This is a genomic window from Streptomyces sp. NPDC055632 (genome assembly GCF_053618675.1).
Genome location: NZ_JBSHHY010000022.1, coordinates 87,646 through 105,510 on the forward strand (window position 1 = coordinate 87,646; position 17,865 = coordinate 105,510).

Annotated in this window: 16 protein-coding genes; 7 read left to right on the forward strand and 9 right to left on the reverse strand. The window is 75.1% G+C overall.

All coding sequences use genetic code 11. From position 1 onward, the window contains the following. Nucleotides 1-29: 29 nt before the first annotated feature. Nucleotides 30-623 (forward strand): isochorismatase family protein, encoded by a 594-nt coding sequence (locus ACWGSR_RS25545; protein ID WP_376234507.1) that lies wholly within the window; start codon nt 30-32, stop codon nt 621-623. Between the two features lie 24 nt (nt 624-647). Here the strand turns inward: ACWGSR_RS25545 and ACWGSR_RS25550 are convergent, their stop codons facing one another. Beyond that, the gene (locus ACWGSR_RS25550; RefSeq protein WP_453569272.1) at nt 648-2,450 is read right to left on the reverse strand and encodes a serine/threonine-protein kinase; all 1,803 of its coding nucleotides are present in this window, start codon (nt 2,448-2,450) and stop codon (nt 648-650) included. A 394-nt stretch (nt 2,451-2,844) separates the two neighbouring features. Here ACWGSR_RS25550 and ACWGSR_RS25555 point away from each other — a divergent pair, with 394 nt between their 5' ends. After that, entirely contained in the window at nt 2,845-4,932 is a 2,088-nt protein-coding gene (locus ACWGSR_RS25555; protein ID WP_453569276.1) for a SpoIIE family protein phosphatase, read from the forward strand. Between the two features lie 69 nt (nt 4,933-5,001). On the opposite strand, the gene ACWGSR_RS25560 is transcribed toward ACWGSR_RS25555, so the two are convergent. The 3 genes from ACWGSR_RS25560 to ACWGSR_RS25570 all read right to left on the reverse strand — a co-directional run bounded on the left by ACWGSR_RS25560 (nt 5,002) and on the right by ACWGSR_RS25570 (nt 6,393). Beyond that, nucleotides 5,002-5,391, reverse strand: coding sequence for a TOBE domain-containing protein (locus ACWGSR_RS25560; RefSeq protein WP_366372592.1), 390 nt, complete (start codon nt 5,389-5,391; stop codon nt 5,002-5,004). Nucleotides 5,392-5,476: 85 nt separating this feature from the next. Further along, complete coding sequence (locus ACWGSR_RS25565; protein ID WP_366372594.1) at nt 5,477-5,956, reverse strand: Lrp/AsnC family transcriptional regulator; 480 nt, start codon at nt 5,954-5,956, stop codon at nt 5,477-5,479. A 65-nt stretch (nt 5,957-6,021) separates the two neighbouring features. Next, a complete protein-coding gene (locus tag ACWGSR_RS25570) occupies nt 6,022-6,393 on the reverse strand; it encodes a DoxX family protein (RefSeq protein WP_453569280.1) in 372 nt (123 codons plus the stop codon). A gap of 421 nt (nt 6,394-6,814) precedes the next feature. On the opposite strand from ACWGSR_RS25570, the gene ACWGSR_RS25575 reads away from it, so the two are divergent. After that, on the forward strand, nt 6,815-8,317 hold the full coding sequence (locus ACWGSR_RS25575) for an FUSC family protein (RefSeq protein ID WP_453569335.1): 1,503 nt from the start codon (nt 6,815-6,817) through the stop codon (nt 8,315-8,317). Between the two features lie 123 nt (nt 8,318-8,440). Next, nucleotides 8,441-9,505 (forward strand): lactonase family protein, encoded by a 1,065-nt coding sequence (locus tag ACWGSR_RS25580; protein WP_453569283.1) that lies wholly within the window; start codon nt 8,441-8,443, stop codon nt 9,503-9,505. Between the two features lie 151 nt (nt 9,506-9,656). On the opposite strand, the gene ACWGSR_RS25585 is transcribed toward ACWGSR_RS25580, so the two are convergent. Beyond that, nucleotides 9,657-10,580: a sirohydrochlorin chelatase gene (locus tag ACWGSR_RS25585; RefSeq protein ID WP_376234515.1), complete on the reverse strand. Its 924-nt coding sequence runs from the start codon at nt 10,578-10,580 to the stop codon at nt 9,657-9,659. 176 nt (nt 10,581-10,756) lie between these two features. Then, nucleotides 10,757-11,761, reverse strand: coding sequence for an N-acetylglucosamine kinase (locus tag ACWGSR_RS25590; RefSeq protein ID WP_453569286.1), 1,005 nt, complete (start codon nt 11,759-11,761; stop codon nt 10,757-10,759). 84 nt (nt 11,762-11,845) lie between these two features. On the opposite strand from ACWGSR_RS25590, the gene ACWGSR_RS25595 reads away from it, so the two are divergent. Continuing rightward, entirely contained in the window at nt 11,846-12,523 is a 678-nt protein-coding gene (locus ACWGSR_RS25595) for a uracil-DNA glycosylase (protein WP_062757865.1), read from the forward strand. An 84-nt stretch (nt 12,524-12,607) separates the two neighbouring features. Here ACWGSR_RS25595 and ACWGSR_RS25600 read toward each other — a convergent pair whose 3' ends face one another. Both ACWGSR_RS25600 and ACWGSR_RS25605 read right to left on the reverse strand, forming a co-directional pair. Beyond that, the gene (locus ACWGSR_RS25600; protein WP_376234519.1) at nt 12,608-13,690 is read right to left on the reverse strand and encodes a WD40/YVTN/BNR-like repeat-containing protein; all 1,083 of its coding nucleotides are present in this window, start codon (nt 13,688-13,690) and stop codon (nt 12,608-12,610) included. A 102-nt stretch (nt 13,691-13,792) separates the two neighbouring features. Continuing rightward, entirely contained in the window at nt 13,793-14,875 is a 1,083-nt protein-coding gene (locus ACWGSR_RS25605; RefSeq protein ID WP_453569289.1) for an NADH:flavin oxidoreductase/NADH oxidase, read from the reverse strand. Between the two features lie 156 nt (nt 14,876-15,031). Here ACWGSR_RS25605 and ACWGSR_RS25610 point away from each other — a divergent pair, with 156 nt between their 5' ends. Beyond that, nucleotides 15,032-15,376, forward strand: coding sequence for an ArsR/SmtB family transcription factor (locus ACWGSR_RS25610; protein WP_453569292.1), 345 nt, complete (start codon nt 15,032-15,034; stop codon nt 15,374-15,376). Nucleotides 15,377-15,403: 27 nt separating this feature from the next. Here ACWGSR_RS25610 and ACWGSR_RS25615 read toward each other — a convergent pair whose 3' ends face one another. Next, nucleotides 15,404-16,051 carry a DUF305 domain-containing protein gene (locus tag ACWGSR_RS25615; RefSeq protein WP_376234527.1) on the reverse strand — a complete coding sequence of 216 codons (648 nt, stop codon included), beginning with the start codon at nt 16,049-16,051 and terminating at the stop codon, nt 15,404-15,406. Between the two features lie 175 nt (nt 16,052-16,226). On the opposite strand from ACWGSR_RS25615, the gene ACWGSR_RS25620 reads away from it, so the two are divergent. After that, complete coding sequence (locus ACWGSR_RS25620; protein ID WP_376234530.1) at nt 16,227-17,753, forward strand: LVIVD repeat-containing protein; 1,527 nt, start codon at nt 16,227-16,229, stop codon at nt 17,751-17,753. Nucleotides 17,754-17,865: the final 112 nt, after the last annotated feature.

Sequence of the window (17,865 nt, forward strand, 5' to 3'; positions counted from 1 at the left end):
ACGGCCCGGTGGGGCACGAGGATGGCGGGATGACCGACAGCGCGCAGCCCGTGGAGACCCCGCCCGTCGACGCCCTGATCGTCGTGGACGTGCAGTCGGCGTTCGTCACCGGCGACGGGGCCGTGCCCGACGCGGACCGGCTCGTCGACCGGACGACGGACCTGATCGCCCGCGCCCGGCGGGACGGGGCGCTCGTCGTCCACCTCCAGAACGACGGCCCGCCCGGTTCGGAGGACGAACCCCACACCCCCGGCTGGGAGTTGCACCACCGCGTGGAGCCGGGCCCGCTGGAACGGGTGATCCGCAAGCCCGAGGACGACGGCTTCCTGGGGACGCCGCTGGGCGACGTCCTCACCGGCGCGGGGGTCCGTGCGGTCGCCGTCTGCGGGGTGATGTCGGAGATGTGCGTGCAGGCGACGGCCCGTACGGCCCTGGCGCGCGGCTACCGGGTCGTCGTGCCCCACGACGCGCACGCCACCCAGGACGTCCCGGCGGTACCGGGCGTCGCCGAGGCGGTTCCGGCCGCGACGGCCTCACGGGTGGCGGCGTACGCCCTCGGGAGCGACGCGGAGGTCACCGTACCGGCGGCCGGAGTCGCGTTCACGGCCCCCGGAACGGCCTGACCGCCCGGCCCCCTCCGGACGCCGTCAGTCCTCGCGGGGGTAGACGGAGGTCACCCGCCCCTTCGCGTCGGCCGCCAGATAGGCGGACCCGTACGTGTCGGACAGGTAGACGCTCATCCCGGCGGCGGTGTTCGTGAGGGTCGAGGCCGGGCTGACGACCAGGTAGCGGTGGGTCGGCTCCTTCACCCCCAGCTCCTTGTCGGCGCGCTTCAGGAGCGCCGGCAGGGCGTCCCACGCGAAGGTGTCCAGGTCGACCGGGACCGAGCCGGGGAAGGCGGTGCCGCCGGGGCCCTGCCGGACGGCCACGTCCCCGCCCCGGTACACGTACTGGTCGTACCGCTTCGTGCTGCCCTCGACCATCGCCTCGGCCATCGCGTACTCCGGGTACACGACGAACCTGCTGACCTTCGCGTTGCCCGAGGCCGCCTTGACGGCGGCGACGGCGGTGCGGACCCCCTCGGGCGTCAGCAGGTCGGGCTTCCCGGTGGTCGCCTTCGTCGCGGGCTCCTTCGAGGGCGCCGCCGACGCCGAGGGCTGCGCCGACGCCGAGGGCTGCGCGCCCGGACCCCGGTGCGAGGGGGCGGCGGCGGTCGGCCCGCCGCCCGGCTCGCCCGCGCCCCGGTCCCAGTTCACGACGGCGACCAGTACGCCCACCGCCAGGACCGCCGCCACGGCGGCCGCCACGACGATCCGGCGTCCGCGCCGCCCGGGAGCGCCGCCCGTCACCGGGGCGGTCGCGGGGGAGCCACCGGGGAAGCCCGCCGGAGCGCCCGCCCCGGGGAACCCGGGCCCGGGGCCCGTGCCCGCCGGACCGCCCGCCCCCGGCGGCGCGAGCCGGAACGACGTCGTCCCCCCGGCGTCCGCGCCTCCCGTCCCCGGCTCCCCGAAGCCCGTACTCCCGGCGCCCGGCCCTCCGAAGCCCGTGCCTCCGGCGTTCGGTGGCCCGAAGCCCGGCGCTCCGAAGCCCGGAGCCCGGTCCCGTACCGCCCCGCCGTCCTCCGGCGTCCCCGTCGCGACGGCCGTCAGCGCCCGGTCCAGCTCCTCCGCGTCCGGGCGCGCCGCCGGGTCCCGGACGAGCAGCCGGGTCAGTACGCCGGTCAGCGCGCCGGCCCGGACCGGGGGAGGCACGTCGTCGGAGATGACCGCCGCCAGGGTCGCCAGGGTGTTCTCCCGGCGCAGCGGGTGGCGGCCCTCCACCGCCACGTACAAGAGCATGGCCAGCGACCACAGGTCGGCCGCCGGGCCGCTCGCGCCGCCCCGGATCCGCTCGGGCGCCATGTAGTCCGGCGAGCCGATGATCGAGCCCGAGGCGGTCAGCGCGGTGGACTCCTGGATCGCCGCGATGCCGAAGTCGGTGAGGACCGGCCGTCCGTCGGGCCGCAGCAGGACGTTGGCGGGCTTCACGTCGCGGTGCTCGATGCCCAGGCCGTGGGCGGCGCGCAGCGCCGAGAGCAGCTCGCGGCCGAGCCCGGCGGCCTCGGCAGGGGTCATCGTGCCCCGGTCGAGCCGGTCCTGGAGGGAGCCGCCGGTGACCAGCTCCATCACGAGCCACGGGTAGGTGCCCTCGCCCGCGTCCACGATGTGATGGATCGTCACCACGTTGGGGTGGTCGATCCGGGCCAGGGCGCGGGCCTCCCGCAGCACCCGCGCGCGCAGGGTCCGCGCGCCCTCGGTGTCGTGCCCGGCCGTCGCGGGGTCCGGCGGGCGCACCTCCTTGAGCGCCACGTCGCGGTGGAGGGCCAGGTCCCGGGCGCGCCACACCGTCCCCATGCCGCCCCCGCCCAGCCGCTCCACCAGCTCGAAACGGCCGTCGATCACTCTGCTCACGCGCGCACCCCTGTACTCGGGTCGTTCCCTGGTCCCCGGAGCGGTACCGGCCGCCGCCCCCGCCTCGCCGTACACGTTCGTCCGCCGAAGCCGAAGCCGAAGCCGAAGCCGAAGCCGAAGCCGAAGCCGAAGCCTCCGCCGAAGTTGAAGCCGAAGCCTCCGCCGACGCCTCCGCGTCCCGGCGGCCCCGGCGGCCCCGGTGGCCGTCCGGTCCGCCGGACGCCCGTCCGCGTCCAGATCTTCGCCGTTCCCGGCCGTGCCTGTCACGTCCGGCCCCGGGTCCGCCGGAGGGCATCGAACGGCCGCATGCGCAGCGCTCGCCGTCGATGTCTCGGATAGGGTGATTCGGTAGGGATTGCGCCCCCTGGGGCCGACCGAGGCGTGGGGCGGTGCGTTGGAGACTCACCAGTCGTCGAGCAGGGTCCCGCAGCCGCCCCGGGCGGCCGTGGGGGACGCCGGCGTGCTCCGCGAACTGCTGCCGATCGCCCTCTGGCGGGAGGACGCCGACGGCCGCATCGTCGAATGGTCCCTCGCCGCCCAGGACCTCCTCGGCCACCGCCCCGAGCACGTCCTCGGGCGGCTCGCCACCCCGCTCCTGGTCCCCGACGCCAACCGGGAGCTCGCCGACCGGCTCACCCTCCGCGTCCAGGCGGGCGAGACCATCATGGGCACGCTGCCCGTCCGCCACCGCGACGGGCACGCGGTCGCCATGGAGATGTGGATCGTGCCGGCCGCCGACCCGAAGGGGCGGACGGGGGCGATGCTCATCGCCGTGGAGACCTCCGAGGTCCTGCGGATGCGGGAGAACCTGGCGGCGATGGAGAGCCTCTTCACCCAGTCGCCCATCGGCCTCGCCCTGCTCGGCCCCGACCTGCGCTTCCTGCGCGTCAACGACGCCCTGACCCGGATGAACGGCGTCCCGGCCGCCGAGCACGTGGGCCGCCGCCTCGCCGAGGTCGTGCCCGGCGTCAACGCCGACTCGCTCGAAGTCCTCATGCGCCGGGTCCTCCACACCGGCACCGCCGTCGTCGACGCCCGCCGGGTCGGTCGCACCCCCGCCGACCCCGGCCGCGACCACATCTGGTCCTGCTCGTACGCCCCGCTCCTCGACCGCACCGACCGCCGGCCCCTGGGGCTCATCGCCTCCCTCGTCGACATCACCGAGAGCCAGGAGGCGCACGACGAGGTCGAGCGGGCCCGCCACCGCTTCGCCCTGCTCGCGGAGGCCGGCGCCCGGATCGGCACCACCCTGGACCTCGGACGGACGGCGGAGGAGGTCGTCCGCTTCCTCGTGCCCCAGCTCGCCGACTCGGCCGACGTGCAGATGCTGGAGTCGGTCCTCGAACCCGACGACCCGGCCGCCTCCACCCGGGGCGTCCTGCGGCGGCTCGCCGCCCGCTTCCCCGAGCCGACCGCCCCCACGTCCGTGCTCGTCCCGGGCCAGACCTTCCAGATCCCGCTGGACTCCGTGTACGAGCGGGTCGTCGTCCACGGGCGGCCCACCAACCTCTACGCCTCCGACCTCCCGGCCCTCTTCGGCGACCCGCGCACCGAGGCGCTCCGCGACTACTTCGCCGCCCGCATCGGCTCGGCGCGGCTCGTCCCCCTCGTGGCCCGGGGCAAGGTCCTCGGCGCGGTCACGGTGACCAGGCTGCGGACCCGCGAGCCCTTCGACGCCCAGGACCGGGTCCTCGTCGACGAGGTCGTGGCCCGCGCCGCCCTCAACATCGACAACGCCCGCCTCTACACCACCCAGCGGGAGGCCGCCCTCACCCTCCGGCGCTCCCTCACCAACAACGCGCTCCCCGCCGTCACCGGCCTCGAACTCACCGGCCGCTACCTGCCCGCGAGCGCCCACGACGTCGGCGGCGACTGGTACGACGTCATCGCCCTGCCGGGCGGCAGGACCGGGCTCGTCATCGGCGACGTCATGGGCCACGGCATCCACGCGGCGGCCGTCATGGGCCAGCTCCGCACCGCCGTGCGGACCCTGGCCCGCCACGACATCCCGCCGGCCCGGATGCTCAGCTCCCTCGACGCCGTCGTGGCGGACCTCGGCGAGGACGAGATGGCGACCTGCGTCTACGCGGTCCACGACCCGGCCACCGGCCGGTGGGTGATCGCCCGCGCGGGACACCCGCCACCGGCCGTCGCCACCCCGGACGGGACCGTCGGCTTCCTCGAAGGACCGCCGGGCACCCCGCTGGGCACGGGCGCCCACGACTTCGGCACGGAGGAGGTCGACCTGCCCGAGGGCGGACTCCTCGCCCTCTACACGGACGGCCTGGTCGAGGCCCGCGACCGGGACCTCGACCAGGGCATGGGGCAGTTGGCCCAGGCGCTCCGGCCCCTCGACCGGCCCCTGGACACGCTGTGCGACGAGGTCCTCGCACGGCTCCTCGGGGACTCCGCCCAGGACGACGTGGCGATCCTGGTCGCCCGCAGCGTCCACGGCGCCGGCGGCGTCCGCGACACCCGCTGATCCCGTGGCCCCGCCGTTCCCCGTTCCCCGTTCCCCGTTCCCCGTCCTCCGTTCCGGGCGGACGCGGGGTCAGGTCACGTCGATGTGCACGCTGGTCGACTTCACGCGGGCGGTGGCCTGCATGCCGACTTCCAGTCCCAGTTCCTCCACGGCCTCCCGGGTCAGGAGGGAGACGAGCCGGTGCGGACCGGCCTGGATGTCGACCTGGGCCGCGACGTCGCCGAGCTTGATCGCCGTGACGATGCCCGGGAAGGCGTTGCGCGCCGACGTGTACGACGCGTCCTCGTCGTCGCCCTGCGCGATCTCCACGGAGAACGCGGCGAGGTCGTGGCCCTCGATGAGCCGCCGGCCGTTCTCGTCGCGGTGGGTGGTGACCCGGCCCGCGTCGGCCCAGCGGCGGGCCGTGTCGGGGCTGACGCCCAGCAGACGCGCGGCCTGCCCGATGGTGTAGGACTGCATGGGTGGAAGACTAAGCCGTCGATCACCGCACTTGCAATGACAAAGGGGCCTTTCACCTCGCAGGTGCCACCCGGACCGAAGGGGCTCAGGAAGTCCCCGGTCTCCGTCCGACCGCCTCGACCAGGGGCAGCAGCCGGTGGGGCACCCGCTCGCGCAGCGCGATCTCGGTCCGGGTGCGGACCACCCCGGGGAGCTGGATCAGCCGCTGGATGACGTCCTCCAGGTGCCCGGCGTCCCGCGCCACCACCCGGGTCAGCAGATCGCCGCCGCCGGTGATCGAGAAGGCCTCCACGATCTCCGGCACGGCCGCGAGGGCGTCCCCGACCTCGTCCAGGTGTCCCTGGGTCACCTCGACGTGCACGAAGGCGAGCACCGGGTGGCCGAGGGCGGCGGGGGAGAGGACCGGGCCGGTCGCCGTGATCACGCCGTCGCGTTCGAGGCGGTCGATCCGGGCCTGCACGGTGCCCCGCGCCACGCCCAGGATCCGCGCGTACTCGCGCACGCTCGTCCTCGGCTGCTCGATCAGCAGCCGCAGGATCCGGGTGTCGAGTTCGTCCACCGCCATGCCCCGCCGGCCTCCTTCGGTCCCGCCCGCGGCCCGACTCTACGCTTCCCGTGCCTCCGTGCCCCTCAGTCCTCCGCGCGGGCCGCGTGCCGGGCCCAGAGGACCAGGGGGAGCTGGAGGGGCACGCGGCCGTAGGCGACGGCCTTGGCCGCCGTGGGGCGGTGGCGCCAGTCGTACGCCATCTTCACGTTGGCCGGGAAGACGGCGGTGAGGAAGAGGGCGGTCGCGCGGGCGCTCGCCCGGCGCGTGCCCGGCACCGCGAGACCGGCGGCGAGGGCCAGTTCGGCGACCCCGCTGACCCGCGTCCACGTCCGCGGGCTGCCCGGCAGGACGCGCGGCACGATCGCGTCGAACGGCCTCGGGGCGAGGAAGTGGGCGGTGCCCGCGGCGGCCATCAGGCCGGCGAGAGCGAGGGCGGAGTGTGCGGGCCGGGGCATGGAGATCCTCCGAAGCGACGGTGCAGAGCTGTTACTGACGAGTAAGTAAGCAGTGAGGATAGGCCCGTGCCGGGCGAACCGTCGAGACCCGGAGCCGATCCTTCCGCGATCCGGACCGCCTTCCGCGCCCGCCACGGCGGCGGCTTTCCCGCGAGAATGGTCCGTTGGTCCACCAATGGAGCGGCGCGGAATCCTCTCGCCGGGCCAATGGTCCAGTGGATCGGCGATGAGTTGAGCCAATGGGACCAGGGATGTTTTCCTGTGTCGTATCCACGTACTTTCGGCGCCGCGCAGCGCCGGGGCGGCGACGAGGCCGGTCCGGACCGCGGCGCCTTCGTCGTGTCCGCGCGACCCCACCACCCCGGGGCGCCGCACGGCCGGCGAAAGGCAAGACAAGGGGGCGGCCGTAGCCGTGAAGAAGATGTTCGTGGCCCCGGATCCGGGCCTCGTCCGACTGCGCGTCTCCCTGCGGGCGGTCCTCGGCATCGGCCTCGCGGTCGCGCTCGCCGAGCTCGCGGGGTTCTCCCTCACCGCCTCCATCACGGCCGGCCTCGCCGCGCTGCTCGCCCTCTTCACCGTGGGCGACCCGACCGTGCGCCGCCAGGCCGTCACCACCGCCCTGCTGCCGGCCGCCGGATTCCCCGTCCTCGCCCTGGCGACCGTCCTCCACGGCGCCCCCCTCCTCCGCGACGCCGCCTGGCTCCTCGTCGTCTTCGCCGGGGTCTACGCCCGCCGCTGGGGACCGCGCGGACACGCGCTCGGCATCTTCGCCTTCATGCAGTTCTTCGTGACGCAGTTCCTGCACGCGCTCCCCGCGCAGCTCCCGGAGCTGTACGCGGCCGTGGCCCTCGCCCTGCTCGCCTCCGGCGCCGTCCGCTTCGGCGCCTGGTGCATCGAGCGGCGCGTCCCGCCGCCCGCCGCGCCCGTCCCGCTGCCGGGCGCCGGCCTCGCCCGCCCCACCACCCGCCAGGCCTTCCAGGCCACCGCCGCCTGCGCCGTCGCCCTCGCCGCCGGACAGCTGATCTCCCCCGAGCGCTGGTACTGGGCCGTCGGCACCGCCTGGTGGATCTTCGTCAACACCGCCTCGCGCGGCGAGACCCTCGTCCGGGGCTTCCGCCGGGTCCTCGGCACCGTCCTCGGCATCGCCGCCGGACTCCTGATCGCCGTCCCCCTCGGCGGCGCGCCCGCCCCGACCGCCCTCCTCGTCGCCGTGTGCGTCTTCGGGATCTTCTACACCGCCCCGCTCTCGTACAGCTGGATGATGTTCTTCGTGACCGTCATGGCCGGACTGCTGTACGGGCTGCTCGGCGTCCTGCACCCCGGGCTGCTGCTGCTCCGCTTCCAGGAGACCGCCGTCGGCGCGATCGGCGCCGCGATCGGCGTGGCCCTGCTGCCCGTGACCACGCACGCCGCCACCAACGCCTGGATCGAGCGGGCCGTGACCTGCGTGCACACCTGCACCACGGCCGCCGCCCGCCGGCTCGCCGGCGACCCGGACGCCGACCCGGCGCCGCACGCCGCCGAGCTGGAGCTCCTGCTCGGCCGGGTCCGGCTCTCCCTCGCGCCGCTCGTGCACCCGCTGAGCCCGCTGCGCGCCCGCAAGGCCCGCGCCCGCCGGGTGCTCGCGCTCCTGGACGACTGCGCCCGCGAGATCAGGGGCCTCGCCGCCGTCACGGCCGACCCGGACGCCTCGCACGACGCCCGGCTCGCGGCCGCCGCCTGGCGCGTCGAGGCCGCCGTCCACGCCCTCGTGCCCCCGGCGCGGCCCGTGGGGGCCTCGGTCGCCGAGGCGGCCGGGGTGCCGCACCACCACCCCGGCGCCGAGGCCGCCCTCGGCCATCTGCACGGCCTGGAGCAGGCCCTCGTCGGCCTCGCGGCGCCCCTGCGCACCTCCCCGCGCGCGCCCCTGGTCCCGGCCGCCTGAACCCGAACGTCCCGACGCGGGGCCGGAACCGACCCCGGTTCCGGCCCTTTGGTCTAGACCCCTGCTACCGTCGGCCGCGAACGGCCGGCCGAACGCGACCGGCGCCGGGACAGGGGAGACGCCGTGGGCGACGCAGGAACGGTCGGGAACCGGGAGCACGAGGGCGCGGTACGGGCGTACGTCGGCTCCTTCACCTCGGCGGGCGGACGCGGGGTCCTCGTCGCCGACGTGGACGCGGGGACGGGCGCGCTGACCGTCACCGGAGCGAGCGACGCCGTCGCCGACCCCTCCTTCCTCGCCCTCGCGGGCCCCCTCCTGTACGCCGTGTCCGAGACCGACGCGGGCGCCGTGGCCGCCTTCGACGTCACCGGGCCCGCGCCCCGGCCGCTCGGCGCGCCCGTCCCCGTCGACGGCGCGGGACCCACCCACCTCTCCCTGGCCGGGGGGCACGTCCTGACCGCCAACTACACCTCCGGCAGCGTCACCGTCCTGCCCCTGGCCGTCGACGGCACCGTCCGCCCCGCCGAGGCGGTCCTGCGCCACGAGGGGAGCGGCCCCGTCGCGGACCGCCAGAGCGGCCCGCACGCCCACCAGGTGCTCCCCGACCCCAGCGGCCGCTGGGCCCTGAGCGTGGACCTCGGCACCGACTCCGTGTGGACCTACTCCCTCGACCCCGCGGCCGACGGGCCCGCCCTCCACGGCGAGACCGCGCTGCGCCCCGGCACCGGCCCGCGCCACCTCGCCTTCCACCCGTCCGGCACGCACGCGTACGTCCTGCACGAGCTGGAGCCCGTCCTCACCGTCTGCCGCTGGGACGCGGAGACCGGCACCCTCGAACCGCTCGGCGAGACCCGCGTCGTCCCCGAGGGCACCCCCGGCCCCAGCTACCCCTCCGAGGCGGTCGTCGCCCCCGACGGGCGCTTCCTCTGGGCCGCGATCCGCGGCGACGACACCCTCGCCGTCCTCGCCCTCGACCCGGACGGGGCGAAGGCCGAGCTGACCGCCACCGTGCCCTGCGGCGGCACCTGGCCCCGCGACCTGACCCTCGCCCCCTCCGGGCGGCACCTGTACGCGGCGAACGAGCGCTCCGGCGACGTCACCTGGTTCGCCCTCGACCCCGGAACGGGCGTCCCGTCCCGCGCGGGCGCGATCGAGGCCCCGGCGGCCTCCTGCGTCGTCCTCGGCTGAGTCCTCGGCTGAGTCCGGGGCCGCGTCCGGGGCCGAGTCCGGGGCCGCGTCCGAGTCCGGGGGCCGTCCCGCCCCGGCCCCGGACACGCCGAAGGGCCCGCACCGTCCGGTGCGGGCCCTTCCGTGGGAACGGCGAACGGCGTCGCGCCCCTCAGAGCGCGGGCGCGCCCTGCGGCTGCTGCGGCGGGATGCCCAGCACGGCCGAGTACTGCGAGAGGACCAGCTTGCCGATCGCCGGGTAGGCGCCCAGCGGCTCGGCGGCGGCGCACCCGGCCTCCTTCGAGGCCTCGTCGAGGAGCCCCTCGGCCAGCTCGGGACCGATCAGGTACGGCGCGAGGGCCAGCTGCTCCGAGCCCGCGGCGCGCAGCTGCTCGGCGACGGAGGCGATCGAGCCCTCCTGGTCGAGCGCGGCGGCGATCACCGGCACGGCGAGGCGCGCGGCCAGCAGCATGCCGGTGATCCCGGCGGCCTGCACGGCCTCCTCGCCGCCGACCGTGGCCAGGATGATGCCGTCGGCGGCCGTCGTGACCGTGAACAGGCGGGCGCGGTCGGCACGGGCCAGGCCCGCCTCCGACAGGCGCACGTGCAGCGCCTCCGCGAGCAGCGGGTGCGGACCGAGGACGTCGGTCAGCTCGGCGGTGTTGCCGCCGTCCATCACGGCCTGGCGGACCCGGCGCATCTGGGCGCTGTCCGGACCGGCGAGCAGTGGGACGACGACCGCGGCCGGGCCCGTCGGGGCGGTGACCTCGCGGCCGGCGGCCAGGGCCAGCTCGTACCGCTGGGTGCGCAGCGCCTCGACGGCCGTCAGCACGTTCGCCAGGGACGGGAACTCGGCGTCGTCGCCCTCCAGGAAGCCGATCGCGGCCTCCAGGCCGGGCAGCTCGGAACGGGCGATGCTCACGACCTCTTCGGCCAGCGAGCGTATGGCGGCGGACGGCACGCCGGGCACGGCGAGAACCAGCGCGGGAGCGCCCTCGGGCGCCGCCGCGGGTTCGGGGCGACGGTGCCGCCCGGACTGGCGGGGTCGAGGCATTCGTACAGGCAGGCCGGAAGCAGGCCCAGTGGGGGAGCTCATGGCGCCGCATGCTACTGGTTTCGCCCCCGCCGCCGTTCGCTGAGGTGCGGTCACGCGCCTTCTGTCCCCCTATGTCCGGTCCCGGAGCCGCTTCCGCTTCCCTCGGGCCCCGCCTCCGCCCCCGTCCGGCCGCCCTCCGGGCCGCCGCACCGGCCCCCACCTGCGAGGACGTCCCGCTACGAGGGCTCCTCGCCGAACAGCCGGAGCAGCGACGGGTCCTCCGGCAGCCGGAGCGTCCCGGTGGCGAGCGCCGAGGCGAGGGCGACCGCCCCGGCCAGCGGATCGCCCGCCGCCTCCACCGTCCGGGCGTGCGGGAGCAGCTCCCCGAGCGCGGCCCCCAGGGGTACGAGCAGGGGGTCGCCCATCCTGAAAAGCCCCCCGGTCAGGGCCACCGCGGCACCGGCCCCGGCCGGGCACACGGCCCCGGCCGCCTCCGCGATGTGCGCGCCGGCCCGCGCGAGGATGTCCGCCGCCACCGGGTCCTCCGGGGCGCAGCGCCCCACCTCGGGCGCGAAGGAGGCGAGCACCGCGGGCCGGTCCGTGCGCGGGTAGAGCGCGGCTGGAAGCCCCGCCACCGGTCCGAACAGCTTCTCGGCCCGGTCCAGGAGCGCCGCCGAACCGCCCCGCCGCCCGTCGTACGCGCGCATCGCCGCCTCCAGACCGGCCCGGCCGATCCAGGCGCCGCTGCCGCAGTCGCCCAGGAGGTGCCCCCAGCCGTCGGCCCGCCGCCAGGCCGTCAGGTCCGTGCCGAGCGCGATCATCCCCGTCCCGCCCGCGACGACCGCGCCCGGTCGCTGTCCGAGCGCCCCCGCGTACGCGGTGACCGCGTCGGCCGCGAGGGCGAGCCGCCGCACCCCCCACGCCTCCGCGAGCGCGCCCGGCAGCACGGCCCGCAGCTCGTCCCCGAGGGTCGCCATGCCGGCGGCGCCCACGGCCGCCGCGAGCACCGGCCGTCCGCCGAAGGGCTCCGCCAGGGCGCGGACGGCCGGCAGGACCTGCTCCAGGAAGTGCGAGGCGGAGATCCCGCCCGGTCCGGTCCGCACCGGTTCGCGCGAGGCGCCGCCGTCGAGCACCGTGCCGGTGGCGGCGTCGGCCAGGGCGATCCGCAGCCCCGAACCACCGGAGTCGACACCGACGACCAGACCGGCCGGACCGTCGGAGGGGGCGTTCACGGAAACCAAGGTGCACCGTCCTCGTGCGGGGTGGGAGGGGGCCGGGCGGACGTCCGGGCCCGCTGTCACTGTAGGCCGGTAGAGTGACGGACCGTGACAGCGCGACCTTTGAGTGAACTGGTGGAGCCCGGCTGGGCGGAGGCCTTGAGCCCCGTCGCGGGACGTGTGGCGGCCATGGGCGACTTCCTGCGGGCGGAGATCGCCGCGGGCCGGACCTATCTGCCCTCAGGGCCGAACGTCCTGCGGGCCTTTCAGCAGCCCTTCGACGACGTGAGGGTCCTGATCGTGGGTCAGGACCCCTACCCGACGCCGGGGATGGCGATCGGACTGAGCTTCGCGGTCGCGCCCGAGGTCCGCTCGCTGCCCGGCAGCCTGGAGAACATCTTCCGGGAGCTGCACACCGACCTGGGCCTGCCCCGGCCGTCCAACGGCGACCTGACCCCCTGGACACGCCAGGGCGTCCTGCTCCTCAACAGGGCGCTGACCACGGCCCCGCGCAAGCCGGGTGCCCACCGGGACAAGGGCTGGGAAGAGGTCACCGAGCAGGCGATCCGTGCCCTCGCGGCCCGGGGCAAGCCCCTGGTGTCGATCCTGTGGGGCCGCGACGCCCGCAACACCCGTCCGTTCCTGAACGGCCTCCCGGCGGTCGAGTCCGCGCACCCGTCCCCGATGTCGGCGGACCGGGGCTTCTTCGGCTCCCGGCCCTTCAGCCGCGCCAACGAACTCCTGCTCGGCCTGGGCGCGCAGCCGGTGGACTGGCGCCTGCCCTGACCCGGCACGCGGGCGGTGGCGCTCCTCGGACCGCCGCCGTCCGCAGCCCAGGCCCCGGACCGCCGCCGCCACCGTCCGTACGCCTCAGACCACCGCCGCCCGCACGCACAGCACGTCCGGCAGGTGCTCGGCGAGGAGCCGCCAGGTGTCCCCGTCGTCCTCGCTCGCGTACAACTCTCCGTTCCGGTTGCCGAAGTAGACGCCCGCCGGGTCCGCGTCGTCCGTGCACAGCGCGTCCCGCAGCACCGTGCCGTAGTGGTCGCCCCCGGGCAGTCCGGCCGTCAGCGGCTCCCACGTGCCCCCGGCGTCGGTCGTGCGGTAGACCCGGCACCGGCGGCCCGCCGGCACCCGGTCGGAGTCCGCCGTGATGGGGAAGAGGTAGGCGGTGCCGGGGCGGTGGGGGTGCGCGGCGACCGCGAACCCGAAGTCGGAGGGCAGTCCCGAGCCGATGTCGGACCAGACGGCGCCCGCGTCGTCGCTGCGGAAGACGCCCCAGTGGTTCTGGAGGTAGAGCCGGTCCGGATCGCCCGCGTCCTGGGCGATCTTGTGGACGCACTGCCCGAACTCGGGGTGCGGGTCCGGCAGGAACACCGCGGACACGCCCTCGTTGGAGGGCTCCCACGCCGCCCCGCCGTCCCGTGACCGGAACACCCCGGCGGTGGACACCGCGACCGTGAGCGCGTCGGGGTCGCGGGGATCGGTGACCACGGTGTGCACGGCCTCGCCGCCCCCGCCGGGCACCCACCGCGAGCGGGTCGGGTGCTCCCACAGCGGCCGGACCAGGGCGAAGGACTCGCCGCCGTCGGCCGACCGGAAGAGCGCGGCCGGCTCCGTCCCCGCGTACACCACGCCGGGGGAGTGCTCCGGCGCCGGGTGGAGCTGCCAGACGCGCTCGAGCGAGGCCCCGGTGTCCTCGGGGAACCGCACGGCCGGCCGGGACGGTTCCGTCCAGGTCCGGCCGAGGTCGTCGGAGTGGAAGACGGACGGGCCCCAGTGGGCGCTGTCCCCGCCGACGAGCAGCCGCGGGACCGGCCCCCGGGTGTCGACGGCGACCGAGTACACCGCCTGGGCGGGGAACGCCGGGTCGTCGAACTCCCACCGCCCCTCGTGCCTGCGGCCGATGAAGAGGCCCTTGCGGGTCCCCACGGTGAGGAGTACGTCGGGCATGGCTGCCACCTCCAGGACGCCTTTGTCACGGATGTGGCCAGTCTGCACCCGGCCACCGACAACGCCTCCCGGACGCGCCCCCGCCTCCCCCCGGGGAGCTCGTCAGATCGCCCAGGCGTACTGCGACGGCGCCTGGATCTCCGCGCCCAGTTCGCGGGCGGCGCGGCGGGGCCAGGAGGCGTCGCGCAGCAGCTCGCGGCCGAGGAGGACCGCGTCGGCCTCGCCGCCGGCGACGATCTTCTCGGCCTGTCCGCTCTCGGTGATGAGGCCGACGGCGGCCACGGGCAGCCCGGTCTCCGCCCTGACGCGGGCGGCGAAGGGCACCTGGTAGCCGGGGCCCACCGGGATCCGGGCCGGTCCGCCGTTGCCGCCGCTGGAGACGTCGAGGAGGTCCACGCCGTGCTCGCGCAGCAGCGCGGCGAACCGCACGGTCTCGTCGGGCGTCCAGCCCTGCTCCTCCAGCCAGTCGGTGGCCGAGATCCGGAAGAAGACGGGAAGCTCCTCGGGCCACACGGCCCGCACCGCGTCGACGACCTCCAGGGCGAAGCGGGTCCGGTTCTCGAAGGAGCCGCCGTACGCGTCCGTGCGCCGGTTGCTGTGCGGGGAGAGGAACTCGCCGATGAGGTAGCCGTGGGCGCCGTGCACCTCGACGACCTCGAACCCGGCGTCCAGGGCGCGGCGGGCCGCGTCCGCGAACTGCCCGGTGATCTCCCGGATCCGCTCCTCGGTCAGCTCGGTCGGGACCGGGTGGCCCTCGTCGAACGGGACCGGGCTGGGGCCGATGGGCTGCCAGCCGTCGCCGCCGGGCGCGACGGGCCCGCGGCCCTCCCAGGGGCGGTCGGTCGAGGCCTTGCGCCCGGCGTGACCGATCTGGATGCCGGGCACGGTGCCGTGCTCCTTGAGGAAGCCGGCGATCCGCCGCAGCCCCTCGGTCTGGGCGTCGTTCCAGAGGCCGAGGTCCGCCGGGCTGATGCGGCCCTCGGGGGCGACGGCGGTCGCCTCGACCAGGATCAGTCCGGCGCCGCCGGTGGCGCGGGCGGCGTAGTGGGCGAAGTGCCAGTCGTGGGCGACACCCGCGTCCGGTCCGGTCGCCACCGCCGAGTACTGGCACATGGGCGCCATCCAGACCCGGTTGGGGAAGGTCAGGGAACGCAGGGTGTAGGGCTCGAACAGGGCGGCGCTCATGACGGACTCCGTTTCGGGGGTGCCTCGGTCTCGGGATGTCGCGAAGACGCTCGTACGATACTCACCGTACTACGGCCCTTGTCAAACTACGGCGATCATCGAACTACGGGATCCCTCGTACAATGGCGTCTTCCCGGATGAAGTGGAGCCGCCGCCATGACGACCACCAGCAGCCCGCGCGTCCTCGACCACCCCGAGCGCGACGAGATCCGCCTCGAAGACGTGCTGCACGCGCTCGCGGACGCCGTGCGCCTGCGGATCGTGCGGGAGATGGCGCGCGAGGACACCGAGCTGAGCTGCTCGTACTTCGACCTCCCGGTGACCAAGTCCACGACGACGCACCACTTCCGGGTGCTGCGCGAGAGCGGGGTGGTCCGGCAGGTCTACCGGGGGACGGCGAAGCTCAACGTCCTGCGCAGGGACGACCTCGACGCTCTCTTCCCCGGCCTCCTCGACACCGTCCTCGCGGCGGCGGAGGCCCAGGCCGACCGCGACCGGTAGGCGCCCGCCGCCGGGAGCCGCCCGCCCCTACAGCGAGCGCATCCGGTTGATCTCCGAGGTCTGCTGGGCGATCACGTCGTTCGCCATCTCCTCCACCAGGCCGTTGTTGCCCGCGCCCAGCAGCTCCGCCGCCATCGTCACGGCCCCCTGGTGGTGGGTGACCATGAGCTTCAGGAAGAGCTCGTCGAAGGCCTTGCCCCGGGCCTTCCGCAACTCGGCCAACTGGGCCTCCGTGGCCATGCCCGGCATCGAGTGGTGGTCGTGCGCCCCCTGGTCGCGCGGCCCGCCGTTGCTCTTCAGCCACCCCTCCATGGCGCCGATCTCCGGCTTCTGGGCGGCCGAGATCCGCTCGGCCACCTTCCTGACCCCGTCGGACTCCGCCCGCCCCGGCGCCAGTTCCGTCATCGTCAGGGCCTGGCGGTGGTGCACGATCATCATCTGGACGTACCGGAAGTCCGCGCCGTTCGGACTCTCGTCGGGGAGCAGCCGGGCGGCCTCCTCGGGGGACACCCGCCGGGCCGGCTCGCCCGGCCTCCCCGGCGCGATCACCGTCCCCCCGGTCGACGCCGCCCGCGGCGAGCCCTCGTCCGGCTCCGAGTCGCAGGCGCCCAGGGCGAGTACGGCGGCGGCGCAGAGGGCCGCGGCGACGACGGCACGCTGACGGCGGATCAACAACGCGACCTCCAGATGTTCTTGCGGGACCGTGTCCGTTCCTAGCACTTTTCTCCGGGGTACCGATCAGAATCCTTCATTACGTCTGTGTTGCCATCTGTTGAGATGTGCACGGCAAGGAAGATACTGCCGGGGTCCAGCATCCGTTCAGGACCGAACGGACACCAGGGAGGACGGAGTGACTTCGTTGCGTACCCCGCGTACCACGACCGCCGCGCGCGACCCGCGCGGACGGATCAGACGCCTGGGCGTGGCATCCGCCGCGGCCGGACTGCTGGCCACGCTGCTCGCCGCCGGGCCCGTGGCCGCCACCCCCGACCCCGGAGACGCCCCCACGCGGGCCACCGTCTCCTCGGAGCAGGCCGCGGAAGCGCGTTCCGCGATCCGGAGCGGCGAGATACCCGGCGTGGACGAGATCGTCCACACCCCGAACATCGAGCACCTGGCGAACATCCCCAAGGACGCCCTGCCGGGCCTCAACACGGACCTCGCCTTCCAGGGCAAGTACGCCTTCGCCGGCAACTACGACGGCTTCCGGATCTTCGACATCAGCAGGCCGAGCTCCCCGAAGACCGTCGCCCAGGTCCTCTGCCCCGGCTCCCAGAACGACATCTCGGTCTCCGGTGACCTGCTCTTCCTCTCCACCGACTCCTCCCGGAGCGACGACTCCTGCGCGAGCACCACCCAGCCCGCCACGGTCAAGGAGTCCTGGGAGGGCATGAAGATCTTCGACATCAGCGACATCGGGAACCCGAGGTACGTCGCCTCCGTCGAGACCGCCTGCGGCTCCCACACCCACACGATCGTGCCGCAGCGCAAGGACGTGTACGTCTACGTCTCGTCCTACGGCCCCGGTGACAACCTGCCGGACTGCCAGCGCCCGCACGACGGCATCTCGGTCATCAAGGTGCCCCGCAAGGCGCCCGAGAAGGCCAGGCTCGTCGGCTTCCCCGTCCTCTTCCCGGGCGAGGGCCCGGACGGCGGCGGCAACCCGGGCGCCCCCACCAACCCGGGCGTCTCCAAGACCACCGGCTGCCACGACATCACCGTGCTGCCGGAGGAGGACCTCGCGGCCGGCGCCTGCATGGGAGACGGCATCCTCTTCGACATCTCCGACCCCGAGCGCCCCCGGGTGATCGACCGCGTCCAGGACAACGTCAACTTCGCCTTCTGGCACTCCGCGACCTTCAACCTGAAGGCGAACAAGGTCGTCTTCACCGACGAGCTCGGCGGCGGCGGCGCGGCCACCTGCAACGCCGAGGTCGGCCCGAACCGGGGCGCCGACGGCATCTACGACATCGTCGGCAAGGGCAAGAAGCGCAAGCTCGTCTTCCGCAGCTACTTCAAGATCCCGCGCCACCAGGCCGCCACCGAGAACTGCGTCGCCCACAACGGCTCCCTGATCCCGGTCAAGGGCAAGGACCTCATGGTCCAGGCCTGGTACCAGGGCGGCGTCTCCGTCTGGGACTTCACGAACTCGGCCGAGCCGAAGGAGATCGCCTACTTCGAGCGCGGCCCGCTCTCCGACACCACCCTGTCGGTCGGCGGCTCGTGGTCCGCGTACTACTACAACGGCCACATCTACTCGAACGACATCGCCAAGGGCTTCGACGTCCTCAAGATCTCCGACCGCCTCACCGACCCCGCGAGGTGGATCCGGCTGGACGAGCTCAACGTCCAGACGCAGCCGGACTACTTCGACTGACCCCGCCCGGCGGGACCCTCGGGGCCCGCCGTCGACCCGGGCCGCGGGGCGGGGGGGGGCCGGGGACCCGGGCACCCGGGGGGGGGACGGCAGGCGGGGGAGGGGGGAGACG

What these genes read in the sequence shown, in the direction of transcription:
- ACWGSR_RS25545 (WP_376234507.1), top strand. Translation starts at nt 30, where the DNA reads ATGACCGACAGCGCGCAGCCCGTGGAGACCCCGCCCGTCGACGCCCTG.
- ACWGSR_RS25560 (WP_366372592.1), bottom strand. Translation starts at nt 5,391, where the DNA reads ATGCAGTCCTACACCATCGGGCAGGCCGCGCGTCTGCTGGGCGTCAGC.
- ACWGSR_RS25565 (WP_366372594.1), bottom strand. Translation starts at nt 5,956, where the DNA reads ATGGCGGTGGACGAACTCGACACCCGGATCCTGCGGCTGCTGATCGAG.
- ACWGSR_RS25570 (WP_453569280.1), bottom strand. Translation starts at nt 6,393, where the DNA reads ATGCCCCGGCCCGCACACTCCGCCCTCGCTCTCGCCGGCCTGATGGCC.
- ACWGSR_RS25575 (WP_453569335.1), top strand. Translation starts at nt 6,815, where the DNA reads ATGTTCGTGGCCCCGGATCCGGGCCTCGTCCGACTGCGCGTCTCCCTG.
- ACWGSR_RS25585 (WP_376234515.1), bottom strand. Translation starts at nt 10,580, where the DNA reads ATGAGCTCCCCCACTGGGCCTGCTTCCGGCCTGCCTGTACGAATGCCT.
- ACWGSR_RS25600 (WP_376234519.1), bottom strand. Translation starts at nt 13,690, where the DNA reads ATGCCCGACGTACTCCTCACCGTGGGGACCCGCAAGGGCCTCTTCATC.
- ACWGSR_RS25605 (WP_453569289.1), bottom strand. Translation starts at nt 14,875, where the DNA reads ATGAGCGCCGCCCTGTTCGAGCCCTACACCCTGCGTTCCCTGACCTTC.
- ACWGSR_RS25610 (WP_453569292.1), top strand. Translation starts at nt 15,032, where the DNA reads ATGACGACCACCAGCAGCCCGCGCGTCCTCGACCACCCCGAGCGCGAC.